Consider the following 22,430-nt stretch of genomic DNA (forward strand, 5'->3'; position numbering starts at 1 on the left):
GTGATGGAAAAGCAATTATTCGATAGATCGACTGTCATCCTCATGGTGCTGCTGACGTTAACCGTCATTCTTGTGCCAGTGATGAACCTTTGGGTGCCTGAAAGTAGCCCGCTTCATTTGGAAACTTACACGGTGTCGTTGCTGGGCAAGTATCTGAGTTTCGCCATTCTCGCTTTGGCTGTGGATCTAGTATGGGGCTATTTGGGTATTTTGAGCTTGGGTCATGCTGCGTTTTTTGCGCTGGGTGGCTATGCCATGGGCATGTACCTGATGCGCCAAATTGGTGATCGCGGTGTCTACGGCAACCCAGAATTACCTGACTTCATGGTGTTTCTTAACTGGCAGGAACTGCCGTGGTTCTGGCAGGGGTTTGACCAATTTTGGTTTGCCTGTTTGATGGCCGTTGTCGTTCCCGGTGTATTGGCCTTTGTGTTTGGTTGGCTGGCGTTTCGTTCCCGCGTTTCTGGGGTTTACCTTTCGATCATGACGCAAGCCATGACTTTTGCGCTAATGCTGGCTTTCTTTAGAAATGAAATGGGGTTCGGTGGGAACAATGGCCTGACCGATTTCAAAGATATTCTTGGCTTTAGCCTGCAAAGCGATACCACCCGAATCAGTTTGTTCGTGGTGACGGTCATCGCGCTGATGCTCTGCTTCATGTTGTGTCGCGCTATTGTAGTGAGTCGTTTGGGCGCACTGACTATTGCTATTCGTGACGCAGAATCTCGTACCCGTTTCGTGGGCTATGCGGTAGAGAAAAGCAAACTTTGGTTGTTTGTTTTATCAGCCGCCATCGCGGGTGTGGCTGGCGCGCTTTACGTACCGCAAGTCGGCATTATTAACCCCGGTGAATTTGCACCGCTCAACTCAATTGAAGTCGTCGTTTGGGTCGCATTGGGCGGCAGGGCCACGTTATATGGCGCCATTATCGGCGCGATTCTCGTCAACTATGCCAAAAGCTGGTTCACGGTGGAATTTCCCGAAGTTTGGCTGTTTGCACTCGGTGCGCTGTTTGTTCTTGCCACGCTTTATCTGCCTAAGGGCGTCAGTGGCATATTGCGTAGACAAGAGGTGAATTCATGATGTCTAGAACGCTTTGGAGTGAAGCCATTAACCACCCAAAAGAGCAATTACCAGACGTGCGCGGTAGCCATGAATTTATCAATGATCTGACGCGCCGTGATCAGGTGTTTAGTTTTTTGAAACCGTCGTTCAATCCCAAGGTGGATGTGAAAAACAACATGCTGCTGTATGTCGAAGGTGTGTCGGTGTCATTCGACGGATTCAAGGCAATCAACGATTTGAATCTTTATATCAAAGAGGGCGAACTGCGCTGTGTGATTGGGCCTAATGGTGCCGGTAAAACCACCATGATGGACATTATCACAGGGAAAACCAAACCCGACAAAGGTGAGGTGTGGTTGGGGCAGCAACTTAACCTACTCAAGATGGACGAAGCCCAGATCGCGAATGCAGGCATTGGAAGAAAGTTTCAAAAACCGACCGTGTTTGAGGCGCTTACCGTATGGGAAAACCTGGAACTAGCAATGGCGGGTGATAAAGGCACTTGGCATCTTTTTCGCGCAGTGCTTTCGAGTGATCAGAAATGCGACATCATGCAGGTGCTGGAGCTTATAGGCTTAGACACGCACTACAAAATGCAAGCAGGCAAGTTGTCTCACGGGCAAAAGCAATGGCTAGAAATCGGCATGTTATTGATGCAAAAGCCGCGATTGCTGCTGGTGGATGAACCTGTGGCGGGCATGACGCACCAAGAGATGGACAGAACCGCTGAGTTACTGCTGTCACTGGCGGGTAGTCATTCGATCATGGTGGTTGAGCATGACATGGATTTTGTGCGAAGCATTGCCTCTACGGTGACAGTGCTTCACCAAGGGCACGTGCTGGCAGAAGGTAAGATGAAAGACATTCAAGATGACCCGCGGGTGCGCGAAGTGTATCTGGGCCAATAGTGTCTGTTTGGGGAAAAAGATTATGCCTGCACAGGGCAATAGTTGGCTGTGTGCCGCGAGAACAAAAAGAAAGGTAACGTCATGCTGAGTGTGAATGGATTGAATCAGCGATACGGTGAAAGCCAAACGCTTTGGGACTTGTCTCTAAATGCGCCAAAAGGGAAGTGCACTGTGGTGATGGGGCGCAATGGTGTGGGGAAAACCACCTTGCTAGAAAGCATCATGGGATTGCTAACGGTCGATAATGGCGACATTTTGCTGGAAGGCGAGAATCTAGTGGGTCATCGCGCGGAAACGCGTCCGCGATTAGGCGTGGGCTATGTGCCCCAAGGGCGACAAATATTTCCGCGACTCACTGTTGAGGAAAACTTAGAAATTGGCTTACCGATACGCCCGAAAAACGACAGGAAAATCCCTGCGTTTATTTATGAATTGTTTCCTGTTCTTGCGGAAATGAAAAAGCGTTTTGGCGGTGATTTGTCGGGTGGACAACAACAGCAACTCGCGATTGCTCGCGCACTGGTGATTGACCCCAAACTCCTCTTACTGGATGAGCCTACGGAAGGTATTCAACCCAACATTGTTCAGGAGATTGGCGACATCATTGTCAACCTTAACCAAGAGATGGGACTCACGGTCATTCTGGTTGAGCAAAAGCTCCCGTTTGCCCGCAGAGTCGGCGACAGGTTCTGTCTGCTCGATCGCGGTCGAGATGTCGCCAGTGGTGAAATGAACGATCTGTCAGATGATCTGATCCGTCAGTACTTGACGGTGTAAAGGAGAGCAAATGGCGCAGACCGTGATTGATTGGCCTGTTGATCCTGTGAATCGTGATATGGCTTCCCGTTGCTGGGAAGCTGAGCTTCGTCTAGGTTTTGTCACTCGAGGTGATAAAACGGTTCTCAAAGATCGCACCCATAAAGGCCCTTTGGCTGTACAGAGATCTTTGTATCCTGAAGGCGGGGTCTGTCATACACATCTGTTACACCCACCGGGTGGGGTGGTGGGAGGTGATTCATTGGATGTCACCGTCGGTCTTGCTAATGACGCGCAAGCACTAATAACTACGCCAGGCGCAACGCGATTCTATCGTTCGGATGGACGAGTGGGTTCGTTAAAGCAAACCCTGACTGTCGATCAACATGCTCGCCTTGAATGGCTTCCCCTTGAAAATATCGCGTTTCCTAACGCCCGAGTTTTCACCCGCACCCACATTTCTCTCACTGCGCAATCTCAGTTCATTGGCTGGGATGTGTGGACGCTCGGTCAGCCGGCTACTCACACACCGTTTGAAAATGGCGTCATTGATGGCATGACCACCGTCACGGTGGATGATCGTCTGATCCTCTGCGAACGCTTGCGAGTTACCCCTGAACAATCACGCTTCCCCGCCGCGGGTCTTCGAACTCTTCCTGTTTGCGGCACGCTTATCGCTCATGGTGATGCAGAAATCTTAGCGGCATTGCTCAAACAGTGGTGGGGCGAGCATAAACAGCAAGGGATAACGAGAGCCGAGCTTTCGCAAGTGGCAGAAATTGAACTCGGTATTACTCAGATAGATGGCGTATTGATCGTTCGTGCGTTGGGACAAAAAACCGATGCGCTTTTTCAGATCTTTGCCTTGTGCTGGCAGCAGATTCGTCAGCACTGGACCGGCGAGATGCCAGATATTCCGCGTATTTGGCGGACATAGAGCCTTTGCTGGCATAAGAGCGTTGGCGGGAATAAGAACGCAGGCTTTCAAAGCAGCAACAAGGTCGTGACCTGATACACATTCGACATATTCAAGGTCGTGACCTGATACACATTCGACATATTCAAGGTCGTGACCTGATACACATTCGACATATTTAGGAGTGAGCACCATGGAGTTGACACCCAGAGAGAAGGACAAGCTGTTGCTGTTCACGGCTGCGCTCGTGGCAGAGCGACGTAAAGACCGTGGCTTGAAGCTGAATTACCCCGAATCAGTCGCGCTGATCAGCGCCGCGATAATGGAAGGAGCACGTGACGGAAGAACCGTGGCGGAATTGATGGATTTTGGCCGCACGATTTTGACCGTTGACGATGTCATGGAAGGCGTCCCCAGCATGATTCATGACGTGCAAGTCGAAGCGACCTTTCCTGACGGTACCAAATTGGTCACCGTCCATGATCCGATTGTGTGAGGGCAGCGACATGTCTCAAGCAGGTAATTCTTCCAGTACTACATCCTCAATAACGTCGGCTTTTACACCGGGCGAAATTCGAGCGAAAGACGGTGACATTGAGATCAATGCCGGAAAAACGTTGGTCTCAATAGATGTCGCTAACATTGGTGATCGCCCCATTCAGGTAGGGTCCCACTATCACTTTTTCGAAGTGAATGACGCCTTAACGTTCGACCGAACGGCGGCACGTGGTTTTCGACTCAACATCCCATCTGGCACAGCTGTCCGCTTTGAGCCAGGGCAAAGCCGAACAGTAGAGCTGGTGGCTTATTCAGGAAACCGCACTGTTTATGGGTTTCAGGGCAAAGTCATGGGGCCGTTAGATGGCGCTGTAAACACGAATAAGGACGACTGACATGGCACGAATTTCACGTAGGGCGTATGCCGAAATGTTTGGGCCAACCACCGGCGATTGCGTGCGGTTGGCGGATACCGATCTTTGGCTCGAAGTGGAAAAAGACTTCACTGTGTATGGCGATGAAGTGAAATTTGGCGGCGGTAAAACGATTCGCGATGGCATGGGGCAAAGTCAGTCTCCGAGCTATGAAACACCGGATCTCGTGATCACCAATGTCGTCGTGCTTGATTACTGGGGCATTGTCAAAGCCGATGTCGCTGTAAAAGGCGGTCGCATTGCGGGTATCGGTAAAGCCGGTAATCCCGACATTCAGGACAATGTCGACATCATCATTGGTCCCGGAACAGAAGTGATCGCAGGTGAAGGCCAGATCTTAACCGCTGGGGGTGTTGATTCGCACATCCATTACATCTGCCCACAGCAGATAGATGAAGCGCTGACCTCCGGTGTGACAACCATGATTGGCGGCGGCACCGGCCCAGCAACGGGCACGAATGCGACAACGTGTACACCCGGGCCTTGGAACATCCACCGTATGCTTGAGTCATTGGATGCCTTTCCGATGAACTTTGGCATATTGGGCAAGGGTAACGCGAGTTTACCTGACGCGTTAGAAGAGCAAATCGCGGCTGGCGCATGTGGGTTGAAACTCCATGAAGATTGGGGCTCAACACCTGCCGCTATCGATAACTGTTTAAATGTTGCCGATCGTACTGACGTTCAAGTCGCTATTCACACAGATACGCTCAACGAGTGTGGTTTTGTGGAAGCAACCTTGGGTGCGATTGGCGATAGGGTGATACACACTTATCACACGGAAGGCGCGGGTGGCGGTCATGCGCCAGATATCATGAAAGCAGCAGGGCTGCCAAATGTGCTTCCTTCATCGACCAACCCGACACGCCCTTATACCGTCAACACGGTAGACGAACACTTAGACATGCTGATGGTGTGTCACCACTTGTCGCCGTCCATCGCTGAAGACATTGCCTTTGCGGAATCTCGCATACGCCGTGAAACCATTGCCGCCGAAGACATGCTCCATGACATGGGCGCGTTTTCGATGATCTCGTCAGATTCTCAAGCCATGGGGCGAGTCGGTGAAGTGATTATCCGAACTTGGCAGACCGCGCACAAAATGAAAGTGCAGTTTGGCGCATTAGGCTCAGACCCTAGCCACAGCGACAATTTTCGTATTAAACGCTACGTGGCGAAATATACGATCAATCCCGCTGTTACCCATGGTATGGCACACGAAATTGGCTCAATCGAAGTGGGTAAATTAGCCGACTTAGTACTGTGGAAACCCGCGTTCTTTGGCGTTAAACCCGCACTGGTGATCAAAGGTGGCTTGATTGTTACCGCGCCGATGGGTGACCCCAATGGATCAATTCCTACGCCACAACCTGTGCACTATCGTCCGATGTTTGGCGCTTACGGTGCGGGGCCAGCTCAAAGCTCGCTGTTGTTCATGTCACAGATGGGCGTCGATAACGGAGTCGCCGACATGTTGCAGTTGAAAAGTGGTGTTAGTGCGGTGAAAAATTGCAGAAACATCAGCAAAAGCGACATGAAGTTGAATGATTGGCAGCCAAATATCGAGGTGGATCCTCAAACCTATGAAGTGCGTGCCGATGGCCAATTATTGGTGTGTCAGCCTGCCGATGTGCTGCCAATGGCACAACGCTATTTTCTGTTCTGAGCCGTTTTTCGGCTTTTAACAAGCTGTTTATTTAAGGGAAAAGGGATGATCGAATTCACACAAGTTATCAATGTTCCTGCGGATGCTGAAAGCCTGCCTACTGTGCATCTCGGCATTGATGCTCGCATCAAGAGTCGAATCAAAATCACGCTAGATAATGGTCACGAAGCGGGATTGTTTTTGCCGAGAGGCATCACGCTTCGTGACGGTGATGTATTGGTTTCTACTGACGGTACGAAAGTACGAATCGTGGCAGCCGACGAAAAGGTGTCAACGGCGCATGCAGACAACGCACATTTGCTGGCACGTTTGAGTTATCACCTTGGTAATCGCCATGTGCCTTTGCAGGTGGGTGATGGCTGGGTGCGCTATCAACATGATCATGTATTAGACGAAATGGTGGGATTGCTCGGCGGGAAAGTGCTTGTCGAAATGGCAGCGTTTGAACCTGAGGCTGGCGCTTATGGCGGCCAATCTTCAGGCCATCACCATCATCACTAAGTGAAAAAAACACGACGTTTAGCCATGCGAATAACAATGAAACAGTGGAGTAAGAACATGGAAAAGAGCACCTTATCTGCCGCCTTATTCGCGGTCTTGATTGCATCAATGGCGATGCCAGTCAATGCGCATCCACATAAAGAATCAGCCAGTGGCGATACCATCGTCAATACGGTCATGCATGATCATGCGGGTGGCGTGGATACATTGAAGACATGTGTTGGAAAAGAGGATGAAAAAGAGACATCAGCTGATGACTGCAAAGTATCGCCTGTTTCAACTCATTAGTCCGTCCCTGCCCGTTGGTGCGTTCAGCTACTCACAGGGGCTGGAATGGGCCATTGAATGTGGCTGGGTTGCTGATGAGCAGGCATTGTCTGATTGGCTACAAAGTCTGGCGTATGACAGCTTGCAACAACTGGAACTGCCTATCTTGCGACGTTTGTATAAGGCGTTTGTGGCATCAGATAAAGATGCTATTGAGCATTGGTGTAATTGGCTTTATGCCAGTCGCGAAACGTTGGAGTTGCGTCAAGAAGAGATCCAACGCGGACGGACTATGGGAAAATTGCTGATCAGGCTCGAGTTGATCAGTGAAAAGCATGAGTTAGTGCCGTCGATCACTAAAAGCCAATTGGCGGGCTTTGCGTATGCAGGGGTGAAATGGGGCATCGATGAAGACAGCCTTTGTCATGGCTACGCATGGAGTTGGCTCGAAAATACCGTTGTGGCAGGGGTGAAAATGATCCCGCTGGGGCAAACATCCGGCCAAAAAGTGTTGATGGCATTAACACCGAGTTTAGAACGTGCGGTAGATGAATCAAAAACAATCAGTGATGACAACGTGGGCAGTTTTGCGATTGCGCAGGCGATAGCTTCAAGTTGTCACGAAACTCAGTATTCACGGCTTTTCCGCTCATAAGGAGATGAACAATGAACGATAAACAGCCATTGCGTGTTGGTGTAGGTGGTCCAGTAGGCTCAGGCAAAACGGCGTTGCTTGAGGTACTTTGTAAAGTCATGCGTGATGATTATTCGTTAGCGGTGGTGACCAATGACATCTATACCCGTGAAGATCAGCGTATTCTGACAGAAGCGAAAGCGCTCGAAGCTGACAGGATAGTGGGCGTGGAAACAGGAGGCTGCCCGCATACTGCCATTCGTGAAGATGCGTCGATGAATCTTGAAGCGGTGGAATCATTAGCGAAGTTACACAAAAACTTGGATTTGGTGTTCATTGAGAGCGGCGGTGACAACCTGAGTGCCACATTCAGCCCAGAGCTTGCTGATCTGACCATTTATGTGATTGATGTGGCTGAAGGCGAAAAAATCCCACGTAAAGGTGGGCCGGGCATTACGCGATCTGACCTGTTGGTGATCAATAAGATTGACCTAGCACCTTATGTTGGCGCGGATCTGGATGTGATGGATTCAGATACAAGGCGGATGCGACCCAATAAGCCCTATGTATTCACAAACCTCAAAAAGCAAATAGGGCTTCCTGAAATTATTCATTTTCTGGAAACGGAAGGGATGTTAAACAAAGCGGGTTAATCCCGCTTTTTTCTTATTTATCTTTTTCAGTGCCAAGCCAAGCCAAGCCAAGCCAAGCCAAGCCAAGCCAAGCCAAGCCAAGCCAAGCCTATCGACCAAATCCATAATGGCGAATGTAGCCAAAGCTTACCCAACTCACCAGCAGCGTGGCAACGGTCAATTCAATCAACCCCAAGCGTTCTAACCACGACCAATGCGGGAAATCTGTTCCTAGCCACAGAGTGAGTCGTTCCATAGCAACGGCACTAATGACAGAAGGAAAGGTTAGTGCTGCCAGCGTGGGCTGAAAGGGCTCTCTTAACAAGTCGAAGTAACATAGGTAGACAAACAATGTCATCATGATGCCGACGCCAGCAAGCGCACCCGCCAGAACAGGGTCAGGGTTAGGAAGATTAACCAAATAGGCCGTCAATGCGAGATTGACGGGTGCAGCCATGATCGCTAACACGGGGCGAGAGTTTCTCGGTAGACTGTCTAAAAACACAAGTCGATACAACACAAACGGCAGCATACTGAAGTAGGCACCAATGCAGATGTGCGCAAGCAGAGTTGATTCGTCACCAAAGCCCAATTTTGGTCCAGCTAATGTACTGCTGATCAACCCTACCGGATATAAAAACCAGCTTGGATAAATATTCGATTTCTCAAACGATTTGAACTGGTAGAAGAAGAAATAGCACATCATAAAAAGGTGCATTGCCATCGCGGGATACCAAACGAAGACAGCAGCTTTTACGCTCATCTCGCTCAGAAAATCAGCCATGAGCAGCAACGACATGGTCATTGGCGCCATTAGGCTGCCATACAGAGGATCACGAAGGTCTTGAAAGAATCGTTTTGGTTCAAGCGCGTATTTCAGCCAAACAGGGCCAATCAGTAAAATACCGATGATAGAAAGCAGCGGTCGAGAGATGGAGCCTGTAAGGGGGTGGTATAGCGACCAAGCAACGCCCAATCCAAAGTATGCCATCGCCAATGATGCTTGAGCGGTAGGAATAAATCGAAATGGTGAATGAAAAACTGTCAATCTGGCATCCATGGAGTTTTGATAGCGCGGGTGAATAGAAAGCTATTATACGCGGTCATGGTGCGCTTGCGATGGCGCATTAATATTTCTTTTTGATTTTAAATAGCTATGCGAAAACTTAGCCATTTTTCATAACGACACATTATGCCAAACCCGCATGTAACATGGGCTGTAAAGCATAATGCTTGCCGATAATGAGTGATCAACCCGACAAAAAACTGTTTTCTGAAACCGGATCACATTCATGAAAATGTGACGTGGCGCGTTTGGCAAGTTTTCTTATACTCAAATTGCACCCAAACATGACTGACGAATGAGGATGAGCTCCAAGCTCGGCGATGCCAGAAAGCAACAGACTGGCGCTGATACTGGGTTGCACAACAATTTGGAATGTTACACTGCGTAGGAATACGCATCGTAAGTGAAAGTAGACCTTACTGTCCGATAGAACCCATGCAATGAAAAGCACGAGGTAGGAAGCTCAGCGTAGTGAGCATAGTAAGGCAAGTTTTGTTAGGTACCATCACACAGTATTAGATTTTAAACTTTTTAGAGCTAATCAAAAAGCCACCTTAGTAGGTGGCTTTTTCTATTGGTAAATTCTATTTGTAAATTGATGACTGCTTACTTGATCCGATAGGCATTAGAAAGTGATGGACGAACGCCCTGTAGACGCGTCATTTTTTGGCTTGTCTTCTGCAGGCTTGTCCGAATTCACTGTCTTGGCGCTAGCACTCAGTGACGACTTGGCACTTTTGCTCAATTTACTCGCCGCTTTCTTATCCACTTTCTCGGGTTTAGCCTTTTTAGCTTGCGCATTTTTCGCTGGCTTTTGTGCTTTAGCTTTTGGTTGAGCCTGCGGTTTCTTCTCTACTGCGGCAGGCTTTGGTTTTCTTGGTTCTACTGGTGTTGGCGGCTCGTCGCACAGTAACACGTAAAACTCTTCGTTAAACTCAATCACATCACCGTCATGGATCTTACGGCGCTTGCGCGTTTCGACTTCACCATTGACGACAACATAGCCCTCAACGATAGCCATCTTTGCTTCGCCACCACCGCTAACGGCGTTGGCGATCTTCAATACTTTGTAGAGTTCTACTGGGTGTGCTGACACTTCGATGCCAATGGCCTCGACTTCAATCTCTTCTTGAGACATGTTTGTTACTCTTTTACAGGTAGATGTGCGGAGTGTAGCTGAACTCGGTCAAAGATAGCAGCGAGAAATGGCGGTTTGAGGTGTTTGGCTATGAAAGCGTTAATGGGCAACAGGCTTTCAACTGAACTGTGATGACGCCAGTATGCTTGGGGCGAGATTCACTTGAAACTTGCAATCTAATGTAATACAAATACATTTATCGTGACGGTGTATGGAATTTTTCCAATTATTCGCTGTCATATCTTTAGCTGCATTATGCATATCTGAGTATACACACCACTCTAAAAGTAGTGCTCCTCTAAAAAAGCGAGGGGATACGTCATTCATTGACACTATGCATACATGAAGTGTTTTTTATATCTATCAGGAAATTACCAGTGTGCGCTGTCTAAGCAGCGTGGGTGTTGTTCACTTGTTTAAGACCTGAACTAATAATAAGAGGTGTTTATTATGACTAATAAAGCCAGACGCCTGTGGTTCTATCATCAAAATAAACCGCAAAATACGCGCCCTTTGAAAATGCGTTAATTGCAGCAGTACCAGAAACGTCACTTGGCGTTTCTGGTTTAATACTGCATCTCCATCTCCATCTCCATCTCCATCTCCATCTCCATCTACATCTTCATTTTATTTTTCCTACTCCCCATCAAACGACCTTTAAAACTGATTCATTCATTCGCCCTTGATTCAAGTCGCCACTTTTTCAATAATTTTTGGGGCAACTGTCAGAAAATCATACTTAAAATCAGTTTGTCACTCGGCTTGTGGCTACACTTTGATTACTGCTCACTCATCGAAATTTTGTGAACCATGAAACTGGATAAATTTGGCTTCACCACGATGATATTGCCAACATGGATGTCGGGAGAGAAAGAATGAATGTGTTGTCTTGGGATAATATTTCCAAGTTGACTGGACAGACAGTTCAGTTAATTGACGGTGCAGAAAACGAATATGACGTATTGGTTGAATCAGTACGTGAAGAAAGCGGAAATGGCACTGAAATAGATGGGCGTTTAGTCGAACATTTTACCATGGTGCTTGTCGGCCCAGCTGATACTGAATTTCCACAAGGGAACTACCTCATCTCTCACTCTTCAATGGGTCAGCAAATTCTCTATATGCTGGTGGCTGGGGATAACAGATATACGATCGTCATCAATACTGAGGCGTAGCACGAATTTTGTATTGCTTTGGTGGCTTTGCCAGCAAATGAATTCTCTCTGAACCAGCATCTTGAGTTTGCTCGGGTATGTCGCTTAAATAGTTGTTATGATAGTGCCTTTCTGTCGCGTACACGTAGGGCTCGTATGCAACGCTGCTTCCTGTTAATACTGACCGCATTCTCTTTGTTTGCAGGCTCTGTCGCCGCAAGCGATAGGGTTTTGGTGTATGCGGCTTCTTCGATGACCACAGCATTGAATCTCATCGCCCAAGAGTATGAGCGCGAAACGCAAAACAAAATCACAATTTCTTATGCATCTTCCTCAGCCTTGGCGCGTCAGTTAGCGTACGGTGCGCCCGCAGATATTTATATTTCAGCCAATGAAAAATGGATGGATTATGCGATTTCTGAAGCGGTTATTGATCCCGTTTCTGTGTCGCCTTGGGTAGAAAATGCCTTGGTGCTGATTGCGAATCCCGACGACGCTGAGACTATCAGTTTGACGCCTGATGCTTTACTAAAAGCTATTGGCAGCAGTCGTATTGCTATTTCTGATCCGAGTCATGTGCCTGCGGGTATTTATGCCAAAGAAGCGCTTCAATCACTTGGCATTTGGAATTCGCTGAAAAACAAAATGGCGTTTTCAAACAGTGTCCGAGCCACTTTAGCATTGGTCGAGCGCGGTGAAGCGCCACTGGGCATTGTGTATCGATCTGATGCCATAGCGTCGCCTTCGGTAAGTGTTGTGGCAGATATTCCTAATAACACTCATACGCCAATCGTTTTCCCTAAAGCGTTAACTATCGACGCGACGCTCGCTGCGCAGCCTTTCTTTGACTACTTAGATTCCAATCAAGCGAGAATCGTTTTGCGTGATAACGGATTCATCGTGATCAACACACCACTAGAGCACCAATAAGACATGTTTTTAACCCCCGTTGAATGGGAAGCACTGTCCCTCAGTTTGAAAATTTCCTTGGTCGCTGTGGCTGTGAGTTTGCCGCTAGGTATTGCCGTGGCATGGATTCTCGCCAGAAAGCAGTTTGTTGGGAAATCGTTATTAGATGGATTTATTCATCTTCCTCTTGTGTTACCTCCTGTCGTTATTGGTTATTTGCTTTTGGTTGTTATGGGGCGGCGTGGCGTGGTTGGACAGTGGCTGTATGACACGTTCGGTGTGACGTTCTCGTTTAGCTGGAAAGGCGCAGCTTTGGCGTCTGCTGTTGTTGCGTTCCCTTTATTGGTAAGAGCGATTCGACTGTCGTTAGAATTGGTCGATCAACGGCTTGAAGAGGCCGCACGAACACTGGGAGCGTCACGATGGCGCGTTTTCTACTCCGTGACCTTGCCTCTGATTGCGCCGGGGATTTTATCTGGATTTGTATTGGCGTTTGCGCGAAGCCTGGGTGAATTTGGGGCAACCATTACGTTCGTTTCCAATATCCCGGGGGAGACACAAACCATACCACTAGCCATGTTTGCCTTTCTCGAAACACCGGGTGCAGAGCAAAGTGTGGCGAGATTATGTGCGATCTCCATTGTGATCGCGCTGCTGTCTTTGTTTGGGTCTGAATGGTTAAGCCGAAGAATGAAGCGAAGGATGGGCATTAAATGATCGCCTTAGATGTGTCACTCCAAAGAGAAGATTTTTCGCTGTCATTGATTGCATCCATTCCATCTACTGGGATCACCGCGGTTTTCGGACGATCGGGTGCAGGCAAAACGTCGTTGATTAACGCAATAAGCGGTTTAGTTACGCCAGATTCAGGCAGTATTCGCATTGGAAGCAAAGTACTGTTTGACAGCACCGCTGGTGTCAACTTGCGGCCAGAGCAACGACGCATCGGTTATGTGTTTCAAGATGCCCGGCTATTCCCTCATATGTCTGTGGCGAAAAACCTCAATTATGGAAGCAAAGTATCCAATAGCGACAAATTTAACGAGGTTGTTTCCTTGCTAGATATTGGCGCGTTACTTTCTCGTTATCCTAATGACTTATCCGGGGGAGAAAAACAGCGTGTTGCCATTGGTCGCGCACTATTGTCAGACCCGGAAATTCTTATCATGGACGAGCCAACGGCCTCATTGGATAAGCCCCGCCGACAAGAACTTATCTCCTATCTATTGCGTTTGGCTCAGACACTACATGTCCCTGTCATATATGTTAGCCATAGTTTGGATGAAATATTACAGCTTGCTGACCATATGTTGCTGTTGGAAAAAGGTGAGGTTATTGCCAATGGTTCGCTACATGATGTTTGGGGGTCACTACCCATGCGCCCGTGGTTGGCAGCGAAAGAACAGAGTGCACTGGTTACAGCGACGGTTGTTGGCTCTCATCCTGTTTATGCGATGACACAGTTAGATCTAGAAGGGCAGCCGCTGTGGGTGACAAAAGTCGACGAGAATGCTGGCGCGTCGGTTAGGTTACGTATTTTCGCTAACGATATCTCTATTGCAAAAACACGCCCTAATGACACCAGCATTCGCAATGTGATCCCGTCGGTTATTCAGTCAATTGAGAGCGCTACCTCTTTATCATCAGAGAGCGGCTATTGTCAGTTGGTGTTGCGAGTCGGTAACGAAACATTGCTTGCAAACATTACTCAGTGGGCATTGGATGAACTTGGCTTATTGGAAGGTCAGGAAGTTTATGCACAGTTAAAAGGGGTGAGCATCGCCCGTGGCGACTTAGCCCACGATCATCGCAATAACTAACAATTTACTTGCGCACTTTGATTCAATTTTCAGTAGAATCTGCCGATTCCGTACAGTGTGTGCTATGTGCCGCAAAACGGAGGGGTAAGACATCGTAAAAAAACGTAATCACGTGCGAATTGGATACCCTCAAAGGGTAACGGTTTGAGATGAGCAAGTAGGAGAAATAAATGTTTGCATGGCTAACCGGCTTGTTTAAGAAAGAAACGATCAAGTCGACTGAGTGGGTAAAGAAGCTCATGCAAGCGAACCGTTCGGGTAGTTACAGCAAGTACAAAGAATACTACGACAAGCATGTCTTTCGAATTCATAATTCTTATCACAAAGATTTCTTAAGATTCGAGCGATTCGCTACCCAAAGCTACAAGAAAAATGATCAGCGTGCATTTATGGCGATTAAAACCGCGATGTACGCACAAAAACTGGGTCAAGTTAAAGTAGCGGCGTGTTTGACTGCATCGGTAATTAATTTAAATAAGACGCTGGTGGAAACTAGACAGGTTCAGTTGCATCCAAGATTGCAACGGGCAGCGTTGGCACTGCACAAACAGATTGTTGAATCACATTCAAAATCAAAGAAGCGAAAAATGGAAAAAGCCTGAATATTCAGGCTTTTCTTTACTGTACACCATAAGACTGTGTAATGAACACCTTTCTAAATCACACTCTTATTTGGTGCTCTCAGAAAGCAATCGGTCAATGGTCGTTGTGACTTGAATGCTCCCATCTTCCATTTTTCTAAGATGATCAACCATCGAATGAAAATCACCACGTTGACCTGCATCCAGTGCCAGTCGGCCGGATTCATGCACTTGTTTATGTGGTGAGTCAATAGCAATGAAAGAGGGAAGCGATTTGAAGTTTTTCTCACCTTCACCTTGAAAATACCATTTCCCTAAGCGGCATTCTGTATGGCGGTTCACTTGTTGAGAATAGTCACTGTTGCTGATAAATTTGTAGACTGAGTTTTTCCATACGGCATGGTCCAGTTTTACTGTATTGAGGAAGGAAGATACCGCCGCGTTATGGATAACGCGCTGCATACTTTTCGATTTATCGATGACTTGATAAACGACGGTTTCAATCTGCGCGGAAGAAGTTGCAACATCTTCTGCGCCATGTTGGCTTTCTTCGACCAATGATTGGATGTCACGGTTTTGAGTGATCACCTTTTTCACTAGCGCTTCGATCTGGCTACTTGCTTCTCCAGCTTTTCCTGCCAGTTGTCTTACTTCATCCGCGACGACAGCAAAACCACGGCCTGCAGAACCTGCGCGCGCAGCTTCAATGGCGGCATTAAGCGCGAGTAGGTTGGTTTGTTCCGAGATCTCTTTTACGGCTGAAACAAATCGATTAATGGACGTGGTTGTTTCAGTAAGCTCTGCTACCGCGGATTGGTTACGCTGTGCTTCTTGAGTGATTCGATTTGCTCGTGTAGAAAGATTGGATATCGCTGAAAGAGTTTGAACGAAGATATCATCAAGAGCGGCCAACTCGTTTTTTTCAGCAACCAGCGTATCGGCACTGCTGAGAAGACCTTCTCGAATGGTTTCCAACATTTGGCCGCCTTGCTGTTGGCATTGACTGGTTTTCAAGAGGTCGTTGATATGAACTTCTAGTGTTGAAACTTGTGCATTTTTTTCTTCGAGTTGTTGTTCCAACGCGGTTAGCTTTTCTTGATAATTGGCCTCAAGCTGATCGATCTTCGCGGTAAGTGCCATTTCACGCTCTTTGTTATTCCAAAAAGCCATTTTTATTTCCTTTGAGTAAAAGTGTGCGTATCAATGATGTCGCAATTGTATTGCCGTTTGTGCGTCAAAACACGATAAATCATTGAATTATCCTACTTTGAATAGTAGATGACTTCGTTGGTTACTGCTTAGTGAAATTGGTTGATTTGTGACAGAAAAGTGTTGATTCTAATCGAGGTTAGAGTATTGATATTGTCCGATGGATGCTGGCTAATTGTAGTCATGATTGTTGTAACGTTGTTATAAGGTGATGGATTTTGGATTATCTCGTCAAGCTCTACCAAAACCCCTTTTTGGAGAAGTGAAGCGGATACAGCTTATTCTCGCAATAACAGTCTTTTTATCGCCGTTGAAAACAACAAAATACCGGGCTTTAGTTGCTTTGATGGCACAGTAAAAGGATTCTTCGGGCCTCTGGGCTTGAGTGAAGATGCGAGAACAAAAGGAGTGGGTAAAAAGTTACTGCACACAACGCTCGTTGCGATGAAAGATTCTGGCTACGGGTATGCGGTGATCCCCACCACAAGCGAGGACTATTACCGTAAATACTTAGATCTCATTGAAATCAGCGGCTATGAAAAAAATTTTCACCATGACATGCTGGTGGATTAGTCTTTTAAAACAGTGTTTTATAATTATTTTTTGTGTTTTCACTGGTCTTTGGTGTAACAAGAATTCATTAGTGCACGAATAAAGTGATGGAGATCACTCACTTGTGCTGGTAGAGTTCCATCCCTCACGCCCACAGTGAGAGCAGCATGACTTTTAAATCTCTAATTTCTAGCGATAAACTTGTTTCAACATTGACCATCGGTTTCTTTTCAGCATTTCTATTGGCCGCGACAATGGATATCTCGCGCTTCTCGGAAATCATCAATACACTTTTTGCAAAATCCGCGCATTTTTTCGGACCGTTTTGGCAGTGGCTAATGGTCGGGAATTTCCTTTTGGCACTTTTCATCGCGATTTCTCCTGCAGGTCGTATGACATTGGGCAATAAGACTCAACCTGATATCAGTACCTTCCGCTGGTTGTCGATGATCATGTGTACCTTGCTCGCGGGTGGCGGCGTTTTCTGGTCGGCGGCTGAGCCTGTATACCACTTCATCTCTGCACCACCGGCATTTTCCGAGTTAAGTTCAACCACGGATGGAGCGGTGTCTAGCGCGTTAGGGCAAAGCTTTTTCCATTGGGGTTTTCTTGCTTGGGCAGTGTTAGGGACGTTGTCGACCATCATTTTAATGCACGCTCACCACAAGAAGGGCTTGAAACTTCGTCCACGTGCGTTGCTTTATCCCCTATTTGGCAAGAAGCTGGAAAACCATTGGTTTGGTGCGGTTGTAGATACTTTCTCGATTGTTGGTGTTGCAGCCGGCACCATTGGTCCCATTGGGTTTCTGGCTAGTCAATTAGGCTATAGCATTGAATCCTTGTTTGGCGTGGCAAATACGCTAACGCTTCAAATTGGCATTCTGTTTGCCGTCGTTGCTGTGTATTCCATTTCGGCCTTCACGGGTATGGATAAAGGGTTGCAGTGGCTATCCAAAATGAATGTCATCGGTGCTGTCGCGCTTTTGGTCGCGGTACTCATACTCGGCCCAACGACGTTCATTTTTGAACAATTCGGCTCGGCGTTCGGCAGTTATATTGTGAATTTCCCAGCTTTGAGTTTGGGCGACCACAGTGCGGGTTGGATGACAGGATGGACTTGGTTCTTCTGGGGTTGGTTTATCGGCTTTGCGCCGATGATGGCAATTTTCATCGCTAAAATTTCTGATGGCCGAAGTATTCGTAATTTGGTGTTTGCGGTGGCTATCTGTGCGCCGATTGCGACAAACTTTTGGTTTAGTGCACTAGGCGGTACAGGTATTTTCTTTGAGCTGTCTCAGCCGGGTAGTATTTCTGGTCCCCTTGCCGAGGCAGGCTTACCTGCAGTGCTTATCGCTATGCTACAGCAGTTACCACTTCAGGCGATTTTAGTGCCAGCGTTCTTAGTTTTGACGACCACATTCGTGGCGACAACGGGTGATTCTATGGCGTATTCTATTGCTGTAGTGACGTCAAAAGATGCGACGCCTTCTAAATATCATCGTTTGTTTTGGGCGATGACATTGGGTGTTGTTGCGGCGGTATTGCTGTTGGCTGGTGAAGGTGGCTTGGGTGCTCTTCAGTCGTTCATCGTGATCACGGCGGTTCCTGTTTCTTTGCTGGTTGCTTCGACATTGATTTGTGCACCGATCACCATTCGTCAGATGATGATTCAACGCAAGCAGGAAAACTCGAGCAATTTAGTTTCAGCCACGCCTTGTTCTTAATAGAGGCAGGCAACGCAGAGTAGGCCGTTACGTGAAAAAAGCCATCCGTATAGGATGGCTTTTTGCTATCTAACAATCTCATTATCTCTGCATTAAATCACCAATATGACGACATGTTGTTGAGATAGTGAACGTAGTTATCGAGATCTTCTTGCGTGTCGATATCGATGTTGCACTGGTCTAGCACCAGCTTGTCAATTAAGTGTGCTTTATCCATTAGTAATGCTTTGGCACCGTGATCACCTTGTAGTGCTTTTAGCTCGCTAAACACATTGGCGCTAATAATGGCTGGAACGCCTATTGTGTCTGGATATTGGCAGCAAGCGGCATCGGAGTTGTGGCGTTCATAGACCTGACAAAGTAGCGCTATGTTGTCGCCCGTAATCGCGGGTTGATCGGCAAGAAGAAATAAAATGGCTTCATAATCATCGCCAAGCGTATTCGTTACGCTGGCAATCACATCACCCATCCCGCTTTGCCAGTTTTCGATAAAGAGAAGACGTGCATTCCAAGCGTTGTCTTGGGCAGCTTGAGCAAGCTCGTTATGCCAATAACCCGTGGCAACGAAAACGTCAGGCGTGGCAGTTTTTGCTGCTTCAATAGCAGATTCAATTAATGGTCGATCGTTGATCAGGGCGAGTGCTTTACAGCTGCCAAACCGCGAAGATCGACCCGCGGCAAGCACTACGGCGGCGATTTTTTTCATTCTGATAGGGCACCACTGAACGACATAGCGTTCGCATTATTAAGCGTTGCAATACATTCTGAAAGCATAGAGATTGCGATACCTTCTGGCAATGCTGCACCGAGTTGCAAACCGGCAGGGGCGTGTAATTTGCAGGGGAATTGTGACAAAGATAACTTTGCAATGGCCAGGACTTCGTCTTTGCGATGAACGGGGCCGAGTAATGCAAGGTAGCGAATGGACGACGTTTTTAGTGCTGAGAGGACAGAGGCATCGAGTGAAACGCTATGTGTCATCACTATGGCGGCATCAACACCGTACTGTTGACAATATGTATCGAGTAAATCGGCGGATGATCGCAAAATCTCATCCACATTTCCGAAGTATTCACGCCGCGCGTTGGCGGGTCGAGGATCCCAAACTGTCACTTTCCATCCAAGCTGATGGGCAAGGTTCACGAGAGGTATTGCGTCAAACCCTCCGCCTGCGACCATCAAATGTACGGGTGGCTGAACATAGGTTTTAAGCCATCTTTGTTTGCCTTCTTGCACCTTGCTTGCAATTGTTTCTTTATCACTGCGAATGTGGTGAGCAGCGACGGAAGGAACGAACTGGGCGTCAATTTCATCATCGTTCGTCGGAATTCTCTGAAAATAATGACCTGATTTTCTCGCGAAGAGATGTTGATACAAGGTGCCTAGCGCAAGGTAATCGTTATTGGCTGAAATTGGGTGCAACATGATATGCACCGTTCCTCCGCACCCAATGCCGAGTTGAAAAGAGAGGTCATCTTCATCCTGGCTGTCATAAACCATTGCCATGGGGCGACCCGTCGCCATCACTTTCTTGGCATGACGCTGAATGTCAGATTCCAAACATCCGCCACTTAACATGCCCAGCTGTTGTCCAAAACTGTTGAACAACATCATGGCGCCAGCTTTGCGGTAGCAGGGGCCTTCGGTTTTGAAGACAGTGCCGAGCACCCACTCGGCATTGTCTTTTTCGGGATACCACTGACTCAACAAATGAAGAAGATGGTTGGACATGTTTATGCTTCCGTACTTTGTTGATGGTAATCGGTAATTATTCGTTTACTACTGTTCAAGCTACTACGACCTACGACAGTTTCATCGGCAAGTCATAAAGACGTTTCCCCGTAGCAGCAAACACAGCATTGGCAACAGCCGGCGCAATGGGCGGTGTACCCGGTTCACCCACACCCGTAGGGGCTTCTACAGATGGCACAATATGCACTTCAATTTCTGGCATTTGTGTTTCTCTGAGAACCAAGTAGTCGTGGAAATTGGATTGCACCACAGCACCGTCTTGTAAGGTGATTTCGCTCATGAGCGCAGGTGACAAGCCAAAGCCAATACCTCCCTGCATTTGTGCTGTGATGATGTCAGGATTAACAGCCACGCCACAATCAACAGCGCATACCACACGGTCTACCTGAATCTGTCCATTCTTGACGGTCACTTCTACCACCTGAGCCACGTAACTGTTGAACGACTCGTGGACTGCAACGCCGCGTCCTCGACCTTCAGGTAGTGGTGTTCCCCAACCCGCTTTTTCAGCGGCGAGTTTGAGCACTCCAAGATGTCTAGGGTGATTTTTGAGTAGTGCCGCTCTGAATTCGACGGGATCTTTGCCTGCTTTATAAGCGAGTTCGTCAAAGAAAGTCTCTGTGGAAAAGGCGTTGTGGGTATGCCCAACGGATCGCCACCACAAGACTGGAACCGGTGAAGTGACCGTATGAAGCTGAACTGAAAAATTGGGTATGGCATAAGGAAGTGTTGATGAACCTTCCACTGATGACGCATCAACACCACCATTTACCATAAATTGTTCAAAGGGTGTGCCTGCAGCAATCGACTGTCCGACAATTCGTTGCTCCCACGCTTCAATGTTTCCATCTGCATCAAGTGACCCACGAATTTTGTGTACATACATAGGGCGGTAGTAGCCCGCTCTCATGTCGTCTTCGCGAGTCCAAACTAGCTTAATAGGCACATTGGGTAGCTTCTTGGCTATGTGTGCGGCTTCGACAACATAATCTGACTTCGGGTTGCCTCGACGACCAAAACTACCACCAGCAAAGAGTGTATTAATGCTGACATTTTGCGGTTTTAGCCCCAACACGGTTGCCACCGAAACTTGGTCAATGGTTTGAAGTTGTGCGCCGTACCATAGCTCCGCTTTGTCGCTATCTGCAAGGATCACACAGTTCATTGGTTCCATCGGTGCATGGGCGAGGTAAGGGAAATAATACGTGGCTTCAACCACGGTCTTGGCTTTAGACAGGACCTCCGACGCATCACCATCGTTGCGTGCGGACAGGCCGGGCTTATTCGCCAATGCTGCATATTCTGTCTTCATTTCTGCTGTGTTTTTCTTGAATGCCGATCTGTCCCATTCGATTGTTAGCTTGTTGCGGCCAACTTTTGCACTCCAGAAATCCTTGGCAATCACAGCAATGCCGGTGGGAATTTGTACTACATCGACTACGCCTGGTGATTGCTTGGCGGCTGTTGAATCAAACGACACGACTTTTGCATCGAACGCTGGAGGGTGTGCCACCAGAGCAGTAAGCATACCTTCAAGCTGGACGTCTTGGGTATAAACCGCTGTGCCGTTGCTTTTTCCTTTGTCTTTTCGAGGCGTGCCTGTTTTACCGATAAGGGTAAATTGCTCGGGGGACTTTAATGTTATTTGCTCATCTGTCGGTACATTCTGTAACGCAGCGAGCTCTGCCATTTGACCAAAGGTGGCTGATTTCCCCGTGATTTGATGGGAAATGACACCTTGGTTGACGACGATCTCATCGACGGGAGCTTCCCATACTTTCGCTGCCGCATTCACCAACATGGATCGCGCTTTCGCGCCCGCATATCTCATCTGCATAAAGGAGTTGGCAATAGCAGTACTGCCGCCTGTTCCTTGAACTGGCCCAAATAACAGGTTGTTGTATTCCTTTGCATTGGCAGGTGCAGCTTCTGTGGTGACTTTTGCCCAATCTGCATCGAGTTCGTCCGCTACAATGGTGGCTAAACCTGTTGTCACGCCTTGCCCCATATCGAGATGTTTGATGACAATGGTGACGGTGTCATCTGCACCAATGCGAACAAAGGCGTTAGGTGAGAAAGGCGCTCCTGCCGTTTCTGACGCTTTTGCAGCGATACTCGGTAAATGAATGCCCAGTGTGAGTCCTGCACCTGCCGTTGTAAGCAGTTTGATAAAGCCGCGGCGGCTGGTGCCTTCTTCGTGACCGCTTTCTGTCTTAAGAGGGTCATATCCTTTAAGGTAATCTCTCAT

Annotated in this window: 24 protein-coding genes and 1 pseudogene; 18 read left to right on the forward strand and 7 right to left on the reverse strand. The window is 47.7% G+C overall.

Annotated features, from left to right (window positions below; translation table 11 throughout):
- Positions 1–3: 3 nt before the first annotated feature.
- From urtC to ureG, 11 genes are all read left to right on the forward strand, one after another.
- Positions 4–1,083 (forward strand): urea ABC transporter permease subunit UrtC, encoded by a 1,080-nt coding sequence (urtC, locus tag AC3CIC_RS17360; protein WP_026023871.1) that lies wholly within the window; start codon positions 4–6, stop codon positions 1,081–1,083.
- A complete protein-coding gene (urtD, locus tag AC3CIC_RS17365; protein ID WP_488516503.1) occupies positions 1,080–1,973 on the forward strand; it encodes an urea ABC transporter ATP-binding protein UrtD in 894 nt (297 codons plus the stop codon). The genes urtC and urtD overlap by 4 nt, the downstream gene beginning before the upstream one ends.
- A gap of 81 nt (positions 1,974–2,054) precedes the next feature.
- Entirely contained in the window at positions 2,055–2,750 is a 696-nt protein-coding gene (gene urtE / locus AC3CIC_RS17370; RefSeq protein ID WP_488516504.1) for an urea ABC transporter ATP-binding subunit UrtE, read from the forward strand.
- Between the two features lie 10 nt (positions 2,751–2,760).
- Positions 2,761–3,666, forward strand: coding sequence for an urease accessory protein UreD (locus AC3CIC_RS17375; protein WP_488516505.1), 906 nt, complete (start codon positions 2,761–2,763; stop codon positions 3,664–3,666).
- A gap of 172 nt (positions 3,667–3,838) precedes the next feature.
- On the forward strand, positions 3,839–4,141 hold the full coding sequence (ureA, locus tag AC3CIC_RS17380; protein ID WP_016958614.1) for an urease subunit gamma: 303 nt from the start codon (positions 3,839–3,841) through the stop codon (positions 4,139–4,141).
- Between the two features lie 10 nt (positions 4,142–4,151).
- Positions 4,152–4,538 (forward strand): urease subunit beta, encoded by a 387-nt coding sequence (locus tag AC3CIC_RS17385; RefSeq protein ID WP_488516506.1) that lies wholly within the window; start codon positions 4,152–4,154, stop codon positions 4,536–4,538.
- A 1-nt stretch (position 4,539) separates the two neighbouring features.
- A complete protein-coding gene (gene ureC, locus AC3CIC_RS17390) occupies positions 4,540–6,243 on the forward strand; it encodes an urease subunit alpha (protein WP_488516507.1) in 1,704 nt (567 codons plus the stop codon).
- Positions 6,244–6,288: 45 nt separating this feature from the next.
- Positions 6,289–6,744, forward strand: coding sequence for an urease accessory protein UreE (gene ureE, locus AC3CIC_RS17395; RefSeq protein ID WP_488516508.1), 456 nt, complete (start codon positions 6,289–6,291; stop codon positions 6,742–6,744).
- Positions 6,745–6,801: 57 nt separating this feature from the next.
- Positions 6,802–7,032, forward strand: coding sequence for a hypothetical protein (locus tag AC3CIC_RS17400; RefSeq protein ID WP_488516509.1), 231 nt, complete (start codon positions 6,802–6,804; stop codon positions 7,030–7,032).
- Entirely contained in the window at positions 6,998–7,666 is a 669-nt protein-coding gene (locus AC3CIC_RS17405) for an urease accessory protein UreF (RefSeq protein WP_488516510.1), read from the forward strand. Before AC3CIC_RS17400 ends, AC3CIC_RS17405 begins: the two co-directional genes overlap by 35 nt.
- 11 nt (positions 7,667–7,677) lie before the next feature.
- Positions 7,678–8,298 (forward strand): urease accessory protein UreG, encoded by a 621-nt coding sequence (ureG, locus tag AC3CIC_RS17410; RefSeq protein ID WP_488516511.1) that lies wholly within the window; start codon positions 7,678–7,680, stop codon positions 8,296–8,298.
- An 88-nt stretch (positions 8,299–8,386) separates the two neighbouring features.
- Here ureG and AC3CIC_RS17415 read toward each other — a convergent pair whose 3' ends face one another.
- Together AC3CIC_RS17415 and AC3CIC_RS17420 are read right to left on the reverse strand one after the other, a co-directional pair.
- On the reverse strand, positions 8,387–9,337 hold the full coding sequence (locus AC3CIC_RS17415) for a TDT family transporter (protein WP_488516512.1): 951 nt from the start codon (positions 9,335–9,337) through the stop codon (positions 8,387–8,389).
- A gap of 631 nt (positions 9,338–9,968) precedes the next feature.
- Positions 9,969–10,481, reverse strand: a complete 513-nt coding sequence (locus AC3CIC_RS17420) for an RNA-binding S4 domain-containing protein (protein WP_488516513.1) — start codon at positions 10,479–10,481, stop codon at positions 9,969–9,971.
- 875 nt (positions 10,482–11,356) lie between these two features.
- Between AC3CIC_RS17420 and AC3CIC_RS17425 the strand changes: the two genes are divergently transcribed.
- From AC3CIC_RS17425 to AC3CIC_RS17445, 5 genes are all read left to right on the forward strand, one after another.
- Entirely contained in the window at positions 11,357–11,656 is a 300-nt protein-coding gene (locus AC3CIC_RS17425) for a DUF6916 family protein (protein WP_017003451.1), read from the forward strand.
- A 135-nt stretch (positions 11,657–11,791) separates the two neighbouring features.
- Positions 11,792–12,565: a molybdate ABC transporter substrate-binding protein gene (modA, locus tag AC3CIC_RS17430; RefSeq protein ID WP_488516514.1), complete on the forward strand. Its 774-nt coding sequence runs from the start codon at positions 11,792–11,794 to the stop codon at positions 12,563–12,565.
- 3 nt (positions 12,566–12,568) lie between these two features.
- Entirely contained in the window at positions 12,569–13,261 is a 693-nt protein-coding gene (gene modB, locus AC3CIC_RS17435) for a molybdate ABC transporter permease subunit (RefSeq protein ID WP_488516515.1), read from the forward strand.
- The gene (modC, locus tag AC3CIC_RS17440) at positions 13,258–14,364 is read left to right on the forward strand and encodes a molybdenum ABC transporter ATP-binding protein ModC (RefSeq protein WP_488516516.1); all 1,107 of its coding nucleotides are present in this window, start codon (positions 13,258–13,260) and stop codon (positions 14,362–14,364) included. Before modB ends, modC begins: the two co-directional genes overlap by 4 nt.
- Before the next feature lie 170 nt (positions 14,365–14,534).
- Positions 14,535–14,966 (forward strand): hypothetical protein, encoded by a 432-nt coding sequence (locus AC3CIC_RS17445; protein ID WP_016958627.1) that lies wholly within the window; start codon positions 14,535–14,537, stop codon positions 14,964–14,966.
- A gap of 66 nt (positions 14,967–15,032) precedes the next feature.
- Here AC3CIC_RS17445 and AC3CIC_RS17450 read toward each other — a convergent pair whose 3' ends face one another.
- A complete protein-coding gene (locus tag AC3CIC_RS17450) occupies positions 15,033–15,407 on the reverse strand; it encodes a CZB domain-containing protein (protein ID WP_488516832.1) in 375 nt (124 codons plus the stop codon).
- 24 nt (positions 15,408–15,431) lie between these two features.
- Positions 15,432–16,115 (reverse strand): annotated as a pseudogene (locus tag AC3CIC_RS17455) (methyl-accepting chemotaxis protein); the annotation flags it as partial.
- Positions 16,116–16,379: 264 nt separating this feature from the next.
- On the opposite strand from AC3CIC_RS17455, the gene AC3CIC_RS17460 reads away from it, so the two are divergent.
- Together AC3CIC_RS17460 and AC3CIC_RS17465 are read left to right on the forward strand one after the other, a co-directional pair.
- Positions 16,380–16,727, forward strand: coding sequence for a GNAT family N-acetyltransferase (locus tag AC3CIC_RS17460; protein ID WP_488516833.1), 348 nt, complete (start codon positions 16,380–16,382; stop codon positions 16,725–16,727).
- A gap of 146 nt (positions 16,728–16,873) precedes the next feature.
- A complete protein-coding gene (locus AC3CIC_RS17465) occupies positions 16,874–18,430 on the forward strand; it encodes a BCCT family transporter (RefSeq protein ID WP_488516517.1) in 1,557 nt (518 codons plus the stop codon).
- A gap of 97 nt (positions 18,431–18,527) precedes the next feature.
- On the opposite strand, the gene AC3CIC_RS17470 is transcribed toward AC3CIC_RS17465, so the two are convergent.
- The 3 genes from AC3CIC_RS17470 to AC3CIC_RS17480 form a co-directional block, all read right to left on the reverse strand.
- A complete protein-coding gene (locus AC3CIC_RS17470; protein WP_016958631.1) occupies positions 18,528–19,136 on the reverse strand; it encodes a nucleotidyltransferase family protein in 609 nt (202 codons plus the stop codon).
- Complete coding sequence (locus tag AC3CIC_RS17475) at positions 19,133–20,161, reverse strand: XdhC family protein (RefSeq protein ID WP_488516518.1); 1,029 nt, start codon at positions 20,159–20,161, stop codon at positions 19,133–19,135. The genes AC3CIC_RS17470 and AC3CIC_RS17475 overlap by 4 nt, the downstream gene beginning before the upstream one ends.
- A 70-nt stretch (positions 20,162–20,231) precedes the next feature.
- Positions 20,232–22,430: a xanthine dehydrogenase family protein molybdopterin-binding subunit gene (locus AC3CIC_RS17480; RefSeq protein WP_488516519.1), complete on the reverse strand. Its 2,199-nt coding sequence runs from the start codon at positions 22,428–22,430 to the stop codon at positions 20,232–20,234.

Source organism: Enterovibrio sp. QJM3NY_24, from assembly GCF_057786035.1.